This window comes from Parabacteroides johnsonii DSM 18315, from assembly GCF_025151045.1.
Taxonomy (GTDB): Bacteria; Bacteroidota; Bacteroidia; order Bacteroidales; family Tannerellaceae; genus Parabacteroides; species Parabacteroides johnsonii.
The window spans coordinates 1,826,978-1,841,911 of the sequence record NZ_CP102285.1; the positions used below are offsets into that span (position 1 = coordinate 1,826,978).

5 protein-coding genes are annotated in these 14,934 nt (G+C 44.1%); 2 read left to right on the plus strand and 3 right to left on the minus strand.

Annotated features, from left to right (window positions below; translation table 11 throughout):
• Positions 1 to 11: 11 nt before the first annotated feature.
• The 3 genes from NQ564_RS07555 to NQ564_RS07565 all read right to left on the minus strand — a co-directional run bounded on the left by NQ564_RS07555 (position 12) and on the right by NQ564_RS07565 (position 8,758).
• A complete protein-coding gene (locus NQ564_RS07555) occupies positions 12 to 3,185 on the minus strand; it encodes a SusC/RagA family TonB-linked outer membrane protein (RefSeq protein WP_008149213.1) in 3,174 nt (1,057 codons plus the stop codon).
• Positions 3,186 to 3,499: 314 nt separating this feature from the next.
• Positions 3,500 to 5,521: a RagB/SusD family nutrient uptake outer membrane protein gene (locus NQ564_RS07560; RefSeq protein WP_008149210.1), complete on the minus strand. Its 2,022-nt coding sequence runs from the start codon at positions 5,519 to 5,521 to the stop codon at positions 3,500 to 3,502.
• 12 nt (positions 5,522 to 5,533) lie between these two features.
• The gene (locus NQ564_RS07565; protein WP_008149209.1) at positions 5,534 to 8,758 is read right to left on the minus strand and encodes a SusC/RagA family TonB-linked outer membrane protein; all 3,225 of its coding nucleotides are present in this window, start codon (positions 8,756 to 8,758) and stop codon (positions 5,534 to 5,536) included.
• 627 nt (positions 8,759 to 9,385) lie between these two features.
• On the opposite strand from NQ564_RS07565, the gene NQ564_RS07570 reads away from it, so the two are divergent.
• A complete protein-coding gene (locus NQ564_RS07570) occupies positions 9,386 to 12,613 on the plus strand; it encodes a SusC/RagA family TonB-linked outer membrane protein (protein ID WP_008149205.1) in 3,228 nt (1,075 codons plus the stop codon).
• Positions 12,614 to 12,628: 15 nt separating this feature from the next.
• A complete protein-coding gene (locus NQ564_RS07575) occupies positions 12,629 to 14,392 on the plus strand; it encodes a RagB/SusD family nutrient uptake outer membrane protein (RefSeq protein ID WP_008149203.1) in 1,764 nt (587 codons plus the stop codon).
• Positions 14,393 to 14,934 lie beyond the last annotated feature (542 nt).

Below are 14,934 nucleotides of genomic sequence, written 5' to 3' on the forward strand. Positions count from 1 at the left end.
TTTTTAATTTTTTAGAATCCGACCGTCACGTTAAACGTGAACGAACGACTCGTCGGAGCAGCCCCGTTTTCGAAACCGGTCGCATTCGTGTTGGTTGCCGAAACGGATTCAGGGTCGATACCCGGCAAATTGTAATGGATCATCCATACATTATTACAAGTAGCAGACAGGTTCAAACGCTGGAACGGCGTCTTTTTCAGCATCGCTCTGTTGAACGTATATCCTAAAGTAATGTTACGCAGACGAATATTGGTCGCATCATAGGTGAAGACTTCCGGCAAACCGTAATTACCAGTCGATCCGATCCGTTCCCAATAGTTTTGGTGAGTGACCGGGACATTATTTTCCACATATCCCCCATCTTTCTGAACAACCGTGTTAGGCACAACAAAATCCTGACGTTCACCGTTCACAACCGTTCCGGCCGCATTACCACGAACAAATAGGTTGGAAGCTGTTGCCGAATAGATATCACCACCGATACGGAAGTCGACCAGAAAGCTCAGGTTAAAACCTTTGTAAGAGAAACTATTCGTCAAACCCAGCATCCAGTCCGGACTTTGGTTACCCACTTTACTCTTTTCAGTCGAAATCAGCGGCAGACCGTCTTCACCGACGATTACTTTTCCATAATCCGGACTGTCCTTGTCTGTCACACGCAGAAAGGTCTGTCCGTAAATATCACCATAATAACTGCCTTGTGCCGCCACGATCTGAATCGCATCCAATGTCTTGATGTCATAAAGCGTCACTCCCGGATAAAGGTCGATGATCTTATTGCGGTTCAGGGAAAACTGAGCTGTAGCATTCCAGTTGAATCCTTGCGGATCATGGCTCTGGAAGATAGCACCGTTCAATGAGATTTCCAAACCTTCGTTCTGGATATTACCGGCGTTCACCTTACGGGAACTATACCCGGCAAACGGATCAAGCGGCAGATTCAGTAGCTGGCGAGTAGCATTTGTCTTATACCAGGCGAAATCCAAACCTAAACGGTTTTGGATGAAACGCACGTCGAAACCAGCTTCCCAAGATTTGATCAACTCGCTCCGCACGCTCGAATCAAACAAGATTTGGCCGGGAGCAGCCGTCGTGTTCCCGTTTTCGTCTTTTCCCACCGTGTAATTGTTGTACAGTTGATAGGGGTCGAGGTCATTCCCCACTTCCGCATAAGAAGCCCTCACCTTTGCAAAAGTGAACCATTCCGGCATGCTTCCGCCGATCTTAGGCAACATATCCGAAATCACACCGGAGAGGCTGACCGAAGGATAAAAATAAGAGCGGTTAGCTTTAGACATCGTAGACGACCAGTCGTTACGAGCTGTCACGTCCAAGAACAGATAGCCGTCCCAATTCAATTGCAACGAACCATAAAGAGAGTTCATCTTCCGACGGATCAACTCGGAAGTTACGGTCGGCTTATTAATGCCGTTGTTCAAGGAGAACAGGTTCGGAACCAGCAATTCACCGGCCGAAGCGTTCATTTTACTTCTTTGCTGCATCATCAAGTTGCCGCCGAACGTCACAAAACCGCCCAAGCGATCCAGCAAATTATCTTTGCGTGCAGTAGCCAGGAAACTGTAGTTATTCTCGTAGAATGTTTCGGAACCTTCATTATACAGGCCGCGTGGAGAAGTGTTACCGCCGGCATACACTTTCTCGTTTTTGGTTGTCGTATAATAATCGGTACCGCCACGCAGTTCGATATCAAACCAATCGGTCGGCGCATATTTCAACGATACATTCCCCAAAAGACGGTTACGAGTATCGTTGTTCTGGCGATATTTGGTTACCCAGTAAGGGTTTTCCTGCGGGTTCTTGGATGCGTCCCACCAGATCATATTGCCTTCTTCATCCACACTGTTCTTAAATTCCTTGACATTCAAGGAACGAGGCAGACCGTATATCGTATTGAACGCATTTGACGGGTTCACACCCTGGATCGGACGGTTATGGGCATTCATATTGATATAGTTCACCTTGGCATCCACTTTCCATTTTTCCTCCTTGTCAAGGAACGTGGTGGCACGCAACGTGATGTTCGTCTTATTCAGCTTCGCTTCCGGTGTGATACCGGCATCATCCGAACGGTTGATAGAAGCAAAGACGGAAGTTCCGTTAATATTCTGCTGGAAACTGACGCCTTCGTTAAAAGAGGTTCCTGTGTGGAAGAAGGCATCGATATTATCATATGTCCGGAGAGGCACCTGGCGTCCGAGCCAGTCCGTCACCATCTGCCCTTCCGCTTTCGGTCCCCAGCTCAAGCGAGACTGGTTATCATAGACTCCGACCGATCCTTGTCCGAAACTGTTTTGCATATCCGGTTTCAGGAAAATGGATTCAGCCGTAATACCGGCATTCACCGTAATCCCCAGCCCTTCGTTTTTCCGTCCCGATTTGGTCGTGATCAGGATCACGCCATTACCAGCCCTCGAACCGTAAAGAGCAGCAGCCGAGGCTCCTTTCAGGACCGTCATCGATTCGATGTCTTCAGGATTGATATCTGAGAGACCGTTACCCATATCGGCTCCGGAGTTACCCCAGACATCATCCACACCGCCAGTGAAGTTATCCATCGGCGTACCGTCCACCACGATCAATGGCTGATTGCTGCCGGTCAGCGAACTGTTACCACGGAGCACGATCTTCGAAGAACCTCCCACTCCGTTACTGGAACGGACAATTTGCAAACCGGAGACTTTACCGGACAACGAATTGGCCAGATTCGGTTCGCGGGAAGACAACAACTCGTCTCCCTTCAATTCCTGCATGGCGTAACCTAATGCTTTTTTATCACGTTTCATACCCAAAGCCGTCACGACTACTTCATCCAATTTCTGCGTGTCTTCTTCAAGATGTACGGACAAAGAGGCTTGTCCTGTATAAGGGATCTCCTGTGTGGCATAACCGATAAAGGATATTTGGATAATATCCCCCTTTTTCACACCATCCAGCGTGAAGTTACCATCCATATCGGTCATTGTCCCGTTGGTGGTTCCTTTGATAACGACGGATGCACCGGCAACTGGGCCTAAAGCATCTTCGACAACTCCCGTTACTTTTGTATTTTGCCCCAAAATGTCAGTGTCCGGATTACCTGCACTTGAAGCCGCGTATATATTCCCGGAGAAACATAACGTGCTCACAAGCAAAACCATGCTGACAGGCTTAATTCTTTTCAACATAACTAATGTTTTTTATTTAATTTATGATACATGTCTTGGCTGAAACCAACGTCTTTTTTGATATATGTAACACAAAAAAAGAGAAGTTGTTTTGTATTTAACTTTTCGGATAAAAGAAGATCATGCTGAAAAAGTATTCCGGAAACATATTGACAAATTGTTTCACAAGGACAGAGAAACGAGAAGAAAAGACAAATGGGAAAAGACAAAAAACTTTTTTTTCGATTTGGGAACAAAAAATAAAAAAGCCGCCAACCATCTCTCCCACAGAGACAGTCGGCAGCCCTTAAAGACTTATAATTATTAACAAATATTTATTGCAGAGCACCCTGGTTGGCAGCAGTAGGCCAATACGGATTCTGATAAATCGGAGAAGATGAAACATCTCCGCTACCGGAAGTTATGTCCAAATGCTGGATATTAATCGGCTTCAAGTAGTGAGCCATAGCCCATCTGTAGCCATCTTTTGCAATCGAATTGGACAACTTTTCATACGGACGATAGTATTTGCTGAGACTCGGAGCCGAAACATTCGCTTTCGGATTATCCATACCGTAAACCAAAAGGCTTTCACCGGTAGTCTCATCCTTATACCAGTTCTGCATTTCACCCCAGATCTTGATACCTTCAATATGGTACGGAGTTGCGATCATCTGGTCCATTGATCTCCAACGGCACAAATCCATATAACGCAACGCTTCGGCCATCAATTCGCAACGACGTTCACGACGGATGTTATACAAGGTCGGATCAACCAGTTGCCCAGCGGAATAAGCGCCCCAGTCATTCTTGGCCTCTTCGCTCATAACAGTAGCAGCGATTGTCTTATTATAATCCGTATCGACATGAGCACGTTCGCGCAAAGCTCTCCAATAGCCCTGTGCTTTGGCATCCAGATTTCCATTCTTTTCATAACATGCTTCCATATAGTTTAATAAGGCTTCTGATGCACGGAAAGTAATAGAACCTGTATAGTTTTCACCGTTTACGCACTGTGCCTGATCAAAACTACCACCCTTACGCAACGCATAACCGGTCGCATAACCTTTAGCAGCATCACCTGTCAGAATATTAGGGATAGGTTCTACCGGAACAGCATGATCACCTTCAACAGCCTCAATCAAAATATTTTTCTGTCCCGGCTCCTTCAAGAAGATCGTCAGACGGGAGTCACGATCCTTGCGGACATCCGCAATCGTTTCATCACCCAGATAACCACTTCCGGCCGCATAAATCGGCAGACCGTTTGCCATCAAGAAACCGTCGACCATACCACGAGTCACACCAACACCATAATCGCCGAATTGCGCTCCTACAACGACACAATGTATCTGGCCGAGACCTTTACTATACGGGCGCCACAACAGCACTTCGCTATAGGACGACATATCCACAGCCGAGAACATATCCATATATGGGTTAGCAGGTTCCGTGGCAGCCTGTTGTACCAATCCCGTATTTTCAACCAAGACAGCAGCATCGGCCACTTCCTGAGAAGTCTCCATTGCCAGTGTAAGGAAATAATTGATTTCGCTGTCGATATCGCCAGTCGGGTACTGGTAATTGGCATTGTAATCTTTTTCTTTTCCCGGCCATCCCGGACCATTCGGAACGAATGCTGTATTTTTGAAATACTTCAACCAGGTGCCTTCAAACAGGGCAACACGAGACTTCAACAGTAAAGCAGATTCCTTATTAATACGCGTCTTCGCCTTATCTGGATTAGACTCCATCAGCACGATAGCCGAATCCAAGTCGGAAATAATGAAACGGGCCACTTCGTTACGCGGCGAGCGTTTGCTAGCTTCTACCAGCGGATCCATTTGATCGGGCAATGTATTCCGCACGATAGGGAAATCACCGAACATCTGATAGCGTTTGAAATACTCATAAGCACGCAAGAAATACATTTCTCCGATATAATGGCGGATATTCGCATCCGAACCACTGATCTGCTTAGCTGTATAACGCGGCATCACATTTTCGAGGAAATAGTTACAGCTATAAATAAATTTGAAACGATATGGATCGTCGTCAGCCTTCTGTGACTGTATCGTCTTCCACTGTCCCGGAATATACTTATTGTCATAATTCATATAAGCCTGGTTATCGGTATGCTGGTCGGTACCGAACGTTCCGTAGCTCCAGTTGCCGTGCGAAGGCAAAATATCGGCATACAAACCGTTGGCATAAGAAGCCAACTGCGATTCTTCAGTCAAATAGTTTTCCGGAGAAATAGTCGACTTGGGAGTTTCATCCAAAAAGTCGTTGCAGGAACACAACAGTCCCAGCAGGGCTACTCCTGCAACATGTTTAAATATATTGATTTGTTTCATTGTTTCCTGTTATTATAAAGTTACACTAATACCGAACGATATCGTCTTTGACAGTGGATAAGCATTACCATTGTGATCATTACCACCGCTAACAGTTTCCGGGTCGAACATATTGGCCAGCGAAGTACCTGTCCACAAGTTTTCACCTGAAACGAATACACGCAACTTATTTACATAAAAACGGTTTGTCAATGTAGAAGGCAATGTATAACCCAGCTGAACGTTTTTCAGACGGATATAAGCAGCATTTTGCAAATAACGAGTCTGCTTTTGATTGTTCTTATTTTCATCAAAGATAGGGCGCGGATAATAAGCATTCAGGTTGGCGGACAGATCATTGGAAGCTTCAGCACGGAAATAGTCCGCATGTTCTACGAAACCTGTAGAATGCCAGATACCACTGTTGCCGATACCCCAGAAATAAGAGCTGCCCTGCCAATAATCACGCTTCATCACACCTTGGAAGAAAGCACGGAAATCAAAACCTTTCCAGTCGGCATTCAAATCCAGACCAAACTGGAAACGAGGAGTGTCGTTACCGATCACCTTCAAGTCGCCATGATCATCCAACTTATTACCACCATTATCGATCTTACCGTCGCCATTCAGATCCGCATACATGATATCACCAGCTGCCCAGTTCGTACCCAGTGCATCCTGTCCACCATTAGGCAATGAAGCCAAATGTTCGTCCATTTCGCTTTGCGATTTAGCAATACCGATTGTTTCATATCCCCAGATTTCCCCCATCTTGCGTCCGGCATTGTATTTCTCAAACGTACCGGTTGGGTTCGGGTAGCGGGTAATTTCAGTCTGTGCATCGGAAAGGATAAATGTCACACCATACCCCAATCCATTTTTCAAGCGGTCTTGCCAACTGATATTCAAATCAAAACCGTAAGTTCTCAAGTCAGTATTGTTCGTTTTCGGAACATCCAGCCCCAAGATAGCGGGAAGCTCAGGGGCCGGCCCAACCATATCCAGTGTCTTACGTTGATAGTAATCGAACGATCCGGTCAAACGGTTGTTCAAAGCACCAAAGTCCAAACCGACATTCCAGTTACGAACACGTTCCCAGCCTAAAGTAGAGCTGATCAATGCCGGCACATAAGCAGCATTCGGACGAATACCTCCCTGCAACCATTTACCGTCGCTCGCCTTTACAGACAAAGACTGGTAAGTCGGATACCATTCCGTTGTATTTTGGTTACCCAGTTCACCATACGAACCACGAAGTTTAAACGTTCCGACATATTCGGCCCAATCGCTCCAAAATTCCTCACGAGCCACATTCCAACCTACCGAGAAAGAGGGGAACCAGTTCCAACGCTGATCTTCACGGAAACGGGAAGTACCGTCATAACGCAGATTCACTTCCGCCAGATATTTACCTTCATAATCATAGTTCAAACGACCGAAGAAACCGGCTGTGCTCCAACGTGCACGTGAACCGTTCGTAGAAGGAGTCACCGGGTTACCTTGATAGTCCAGTCCGGTTGTAATATCAACTTCCGGCAATCCCGGCACGATAATGCCATTTCGCTGCAAACCAAATTTAGTCTGGCTCAAGCGTTCTGCCTGGAAACCAACCATCGCTTTGAAATTATGACCTGATTCCAAACTATGTGAATACTCTGTATAAGCATTGATATTCATATAATTTTCTTTCAGATAATCTTCATGTACATTGGAACTCTGATTATAAACATAGGGGTTACCATCCACATCATGATTATAAGTCAGCTGCTTATCCCAATGACGATTGGCCGATTTGATACGGTAGTTAAAGTCCACATGCGTAACCCAATTCTTGATCGGTTCAAGGATTAACGAAGCCTGTTGATACAGATTGTCCGTCTGTGTTCTATCACGACCGCCATCACGCAGCCCCAATGCAGGAGAAGGAGAAGAATATAGATAACCATTGTTATCATAAAGAGGCAAAGTCGGCCATCCCTGACGAGCCAAATTGTAGTACAAATCATCTGTCAAATCAGCAGGACGCCCATAATCTTCACGGGTGAAACGATTGCTGTAATTGAACTTAGCCCAATCTGTCAAAGTCACATTAATTTTAGCCGTTGTCGTATAACGGTTGTACTGATCTTGGTTGAATTCCATCAAGCCGTTCTGATCCAGATAATTCATAGACAGATAATAACTGATCTTTTCCGTTCCGCCGTTTACACTCAAGTTATGTTCTTGCGAGAAAGCCCAATTCCGGTACAAAGCATCATACCAATCCGTATTCGCATTACCGGCAGCATAACCATCCGCCCAATACTGGCCGTTTGCAATAATCGGATCTTTCAGTGTTCCGTTCTGATAAGCTTTGATACGCTCTAAATGCTCAGTAGTAAAGTGTGGAGTCTGGCCAGCATTAACCGCTGCATCGTTATAGAAAGTAGCGAAGGTATATGAATCCATCTGGTTAGGAGTCTTTACAGGATCATTCCATCGAAAGCTATTGTTGTAGTTTACAACCGGTTTCCCTGTTCTACCGCTTTTTGTGGTAATAAGAATTACACCGAAAGGAGCACGGGACCCGTAAATGGAAGAAGCGGCAGCATCCTTCAAAACAGAAATATTCTCAATATCCTGCGGGTTGATAGAGTTGATATCACCTTCCATACCATCGATCAAAACTAACGGACTGCCACTGGACCCTTCACCGATAGTAGCCGTACCACGGACCTGGATATCTGCCGTTTTCTCCAAACTACCACTAGACGAAGAAATCTGTAAACCAGGAACCATACCCTGCAAAGCCTGTGTGGCACTCATAACAGGACGGGATTCCAACGCTTCTGAATTGACTGTTCCGACAGAACCAGTCAAGTTTACTTTTTTCTGAGTACCGAAACCAACAACAACAACTTCGTCCAATTTCTGTGTATCTTCTACTAATTTGACTTGAAGAGATGATTGTCCGGTATATGGGATTTCCTGAGTTGTGTAACCAATGAAAGAAATCACGATGATATCCCCTTTCTTTACCCCTTCCAAAGTAAAATTACCATCCATATCCGTCATGATGCCGTTGGTGGTCCCTTTTACAATCACAGACGCTCCGGCAACAGGTCCGAAATCATCTTCTACAATACCTGAACATTTTCCACTCTGCTGGGAAATGTTCAGGCTTTCCCCGACTATAGTCGGTTCGGCCCAAGCGCTTTTAGGGAAAGAAAACGCTCCAGCCAACAAGATTAAGCTGATAGGTCTGATTCTTTTGAACATAATTTGTGTTTTATTAAATTGAAAGAATTATTTTGATTTTCATAATAACTTCTTATTCGATGAAACAGGCAGGTTCTACACGTCTTTGCGTTTTAGTGTTTAAAATGATATTAGTTCTAAAAGAACTCAGGTATTTTAGCTTTGATATATTTTTGACTAAATTTAGTAACATATTGGTTTTTAATCACTTGATATAAATGTAAAGATATTATGTAATAATTACTTAAAATACACAAATCGCTTTAAATTACTTCTGTTAACAAGTTAGCAGAAGTTCCGACTACATTTTTTATTAATCTATTTTTATGAAACCATATATTTTTATATATACATATCATATTGATAAACAGTAAAATATCTGCATATGCTAAAAAGAACAAAATGTTAAAAAAGAGACTTCTACGTATTTTTTTTAGAAAAATAACAGTGCAACAGAAAATTTTCATATCTTTGACACCGATATGAAATGTGCAGAGTTCTTTTAGAACTAATTACAAACACAGATAAACACTATACGCAAAAGCTAAAAAACTCTAACATTTTGTATACATGATGTAGAAAAGCGATAACAAGCGCCATCATTTTAATTAAAAGAGCATTCTTTCAATTAAATATAAGACACAAATTATGTTGAAAAATTTTAAACCTATCAGCTTAATCTTGCTGGCAGGTGCCACTTGTTTCCCTGCAAGTATATTTGCAGAAACAATGCCCTCCAAGCAAAGCATGAACATTTCCCAGCAGAGTGGAAAAGTCACAGGTACTGTGGAAGATGATCTGGGCCCTGTTGCCGGAGCATCAGTCGTAGTGAAAGGAACAACCAATGGAAACATCACCGACATGGATGGTAATTTCACATTGGAAGGTGTAAAAAATGGAGATATTATCCAGATCTCTTTCATTGGTTACACTACTCAGGAAATCCCATATACAGGACAATCCACCCTTCAAATCAAATTAGCGGAAGACACCCAGAAACTGGAAGAAGTCGTAGTCGTAGGTTACGGCGTACAAAAGAAGGTAAACCTGACCGGTGCCGTAGGGATTGCAGACGGTGACGTTTTGGAAGACCGCCCGATCGGTAACATTGCACAAGGTTTGCAAGGTGTTGTACCGAACTTGAACATCGACTTTGCCAGTGGTGACCCGACGGCAAGTACAACATTTAACATTCGTGGTACAACGTCTCTGAACGGTGGTTCTGCCTTATTATTGGTTGACGGTGTGGAAACAGAAGATCTATCTTTATTGAACCCACAGGATATCGAAAGCGTATCCGTATTGAAAGATGCCGCTTCAGCTTCTATTTATGGAGCACGTGCTGCATTCGGTGTAGTGTTGATCACAACCAAAAAAGGAAAGAAAGAGCAGAAAGTCCAAGTAAACTACAACAATAACCTGTCTTGGTCAAAGGCTTCCCGTCTACCGGACGGCATTTCTTCCGACAAATGGATTGCGGCCATGAACGTAGCAGGAACCAATTCAAACAGCAAACTATGGTCTCAAGAATTAATCGACGCCGTTGACGCTTATATTGCCGGTACAGGTCCATCTTCTTTCCCGGCAACAGATAGTCAAATCACAGCAGTCGGCGAATGGGCCTATGCTGGTAACACTGACTGGTTCGAAGAAATGTACCAACCCTCATTTATGCAACAGCATAATGCCAGCATCAGTGGAGGTTCAGACAAAAGTACTTATTACGGTTCTATCGGTTACAAAGGACAAGACGGTCTTTTACGTCATGGGACAGACGAATACAGACGTATCAACATGACGTTTAACTATTCGACCCAAGTTACCAAATGGTTGGAATTGACTTTCCGTACAAAATATAACCGTAACACATCCAATACTCCGGACGTTAAAGACTATATGGGTGAATCAGCACACTATGAAGTCTATCGTTCATTCCCTTGGGTTCCGATGTACACGGCCAATGGAGACTGGGCCGGTATTGGAGGTAGCGGATTCAACTACAACTATGTTGGCCGTATGGCTCTTGCCGGACGAGACAAAATGAACTCAGACGACATATGGTATACAGCTGCGTTCAATCTGACCCCGATCGCCGGATTATCCATAAAAGGTGACTATACCGGTAATAAATACTATGAAAACCAGACAAACAATGTCAAGACACTTTACCAAACCAATCCTGACGGAAGTCAGAGTTCAGTCGCCGGAAGTCCGAACAAATTAACAGAAGCCAGATACAACACGACTTATCAAGCACTCAACATATATGCCGATTATAAAAAATCGTTCAACGATGTACATAACCTCGGTATAATGGTCGGTTACAATCAGGAGAGTAAAAAAACAAATAACCTGTCCGTAACTACACAGAGTTTGTTCAACAACGACAAACCTATTATCGACCTTGCCAATACGCATAATCTGCCGAATTTTACTGGAACAATCTGGGCAGTACAAGGTGCGTTCTTCCGTTTGAACTACGACTATATGCAGCGTTACTTGCTTGAAGTAAACGGTCGCTATGACGGTTCGTCCAAATATGCAAGCGGTGACCGCTGGGGATTCTTTCCTTCCGTATCGGCAGGTTGGCGTATCTCCGAAGAACCGTTCTTCGAACCGGCACGTAATATTTTCGACAATTTGAAGTTAAGAGCTTCTTATGGTGGATTGGGAAACCAGGTAACTGACGGGAACTTCCAATATCTAAGTTACCTGAACAGTAAAACATTAAGCTATTTGATTAACGGGCAAATGGCAGGCGCTTTAACAGCTCCGACATTAGCAAGTTCGAATATCACCTGGGAAAAAGTTTATACGACTAATGTCGGTTTAGACTGGACCATGTTGAACGGACGTCTGACAGGATCGTTCGATTATTACATCCGAGACACGAAAGACATGGTAGTACGTCGTACATATCCAGCTGTATTAGGGACAACCGGAGGCAAAGAAAATTTGGCTGACATGCGTACAAAAGGTATGGAATTATCTTTCACTTGGAATGATGAGATCAAGAATGTTGCCGGAAGCCCGCTAAGTTACTCCGTCGGTATCGGTATTTCTGATAACACATCTGAAATCACTCGATATGACAATCCGACAAAAAGTTTGAATGAGACTTATTACGAAGGTATGAAGATCGGTGAAATCTGGGGATACGAAACGGAAGGCTTTATCCAAGATAAAACCGAAGCCGCAGAAATGGCAGATCGTCAGTCTTTCATCTCTACGACTTGGATTCCTGGAGATATTAAATATGCCGATCTGGACGGTAATGGTAAAATCAATCAAGGCAATAACCGTGTAGGTGATTCCGGAGACCGAAAAATCATCGGAAACAACACTCCACGTTACAACTTCAATATCAACCTCGGCGGATCATGGAAAGGTTTCGATCTTCGTCTGTTCTTCCAAGGAACCATGAAACGTGACATATGGTTAGACAGCCCTATTTTCTGGGGATACGACGGTATGTGGTCATCTTGCCTGAATGATTACCATGTCGACAATTCTTGGTCAGCAACCAACACGAACGCTTATTATCCTGTCCCCCTATTCGATAAGAGAAGTAAGCAGGTACAATCCAAATATATCCAGAACGGAGCCTTCATTCGTCTGAAAGATGTGACTCTGAGCTATACTATTCCGAAAACACTGACCAGCCGCATCGGCATACAGCAATTGAAAGTATATGTCAGCGGTCAGAACCTTTGGGAAGCAACCGGATTGTATAAATATCTGGATCCTGACGTAGTCGGAAGTCGCCGCACTTCAACTGCTGATAATAAAACAGTCGGAGATTTGGCAGCAGATGCCGGTGGACGTGTTTATCCGTTTACCCGTTCCTATTCATTCGGTATTAATGTAACATTTTAAAAGAAAACAAAGAACATGAAAAAGTCAATTATATCACTGTGTGGCTTGCTGTTCTTCGCAGCACAAAGTTGTGACGTACTGGATAAAGATCCTGTCGAATTCGTCAGTACGGAAGAAACTTTCGCAAACGCCACCGAAGAAACGCTGCAATCCTACTGCAACAATTTCTATCCCGACTTGCTTAGCGGACATGGAGCTTTCAATGGATACAGTTTCGGAATGCTGGAAGGAGATTTCCAATCAGACAATATTCTGCCGTGGAGTCCTAATACCGTAGCATTTAGTCAACATCCCATTTCCACAAAAGATGACCAGTGGAAATGGGAAATAATCCGTGCCTGCAATGCATACCTTGAATACTACGAACTTGCACCGGTCGCTGAAAGCATCAAGCAACATTATGCAGGAGAAGTTCTGTTCTTCAAATGCATGGATTACTTCAACAAGGTACGCCGTTTCGGGGATGTTCCTTGGTATGACCATATTTTGATCCCTGGTGATGAAGATTTGTATAAAGGACGCGACTCACGTACGGTAGTAATGGCTAATGTATTGAAGGATATCAACCAGGCGATCGCATGGTTGCCGACAAAAGCCACTACAGGTGTCAGTCGTGTCAGCAAAGACGCCGCTCTGGCTTTGAAAGCACGTATGTGTTTGTTCGAAGGGACTTTCCGCCGCTATCATAATATAGAAGGAGATGTAGAGTTTTTGCAGGCAGCTTACGACGCTGCAGGAGAATTGATGAAACCGGAATACGGTTATTCGCTTTTCCAAGGTTCAAAACCCAGCCAGGCTTATCACGAACTGTTTATACAGGAAAATTACAATAGTAACCCGGAAATAATCCTTTCGCGTGAATATGATCCGGCACTCGGAGGTGCGAACAATGTTTCCCGTATGATAGGTGTTGGTGAAACTCCTATCGGATTCAGTCGCGATGCTATAGAGGATTACCTTTGTGCAAAGACAGGAAAGCCCGTCACACTTTGTGGATGTGAAGGCCATACGAAACATACGACACTCGTTGCCGAACTGAACAACCGTGACCCGCGTTTGTTGCAGACCGTAGCATCGCCGGAAGCCGGAGAGCACAGCTACCAATTGAACGGTAAACGCGCCGGTATCAGTTCACTGTTGCCAGGACTTTACAATTCATCTACCGGCTATGCAATAGCCAAATTCTTCAATCCGGCTGAATTCTCGACCGTACATCATCAAGGAACTCTTGATGCTCCTTTGTTCCGCTATGGTGAAATCCTATTGATACGTGCCGAGGCCGGTGCAGAATTGGGATTAGATCCGGAACTGGACAAAACAATCAATGCGCTGCGTGATCGCGTAGGATTCACCCATCATCTGACTGCCAATCCGGAACAGGACCCGAAATTAGTTAAGGAATACCCGACTATCAAGGGAACAAATGCCAATCTGATCCGTGAAATTCGCCGTGAACGCCGTGTAGAATTAATGGCTGAAGGTTATCGCTATTCAGACCTAATGCGTTGGGCTTGCGGTTTGCGCCTGAACGAACCCAAATTAGGTATCATCCCAGATAAAGCAGCAGGCAACGAGGACCCGACAACCTATACGGAAGAAGAGTATAAGACTCTCGAAACCCAATTAGGTTTTGTCAACGGAGCACTCGATATTTACACCAAGCGTGTAACAAATCCGGTTCCAAACTTCATCGAACCGAAAAACTATTTGTTCTCCATCCCGACTGACGAAATTGGTCTGAATCCGAATTTGAAGCAAAACACAGGTTGGAATTTATAATTCACAATCCATACATTTCCAGAAGGTCCGCTTTTCCCAACGGAAGGCGGACCTTCTTTGTAAAATACAGAGAACAGCTTCCTGACAGATGGGAAAAGCTAAGGAGTAAACAAAGAGCTGTAGCCTTTTTATTGTATCAAACTATATAGAATCGCAGAGATGCACTCACCGATTACGATTGCCTCCATTGAAAATAAGTCGGATACAATAATTATAGAGTGGCAATGGCCATACTTCTATCGTTAAGCTATAATGCTATAGAGCTTTTGACCTAAGTCGAATACCTTTTCGCCCTTAGTGAAAAAGGCTTTTGACAAGGGTCGAAAAGGTGTTCGACTTAGGCCGATAATGGAAAGAGAGATAAGACAAGAGTTAATAGTCTGTATCTTAATTTATAAACAGTCCACTCATCCCTTTATTTTTTCACTTAAATATATTACATCGGAAAAAGGCCGGAGATGGAGCATAGTCAACCCAAATCAGGGCAAGACAGGGTGAAAGCAAATTTTTAAGGGTGAAGCCAAATCGACAGTTTGAAAAAG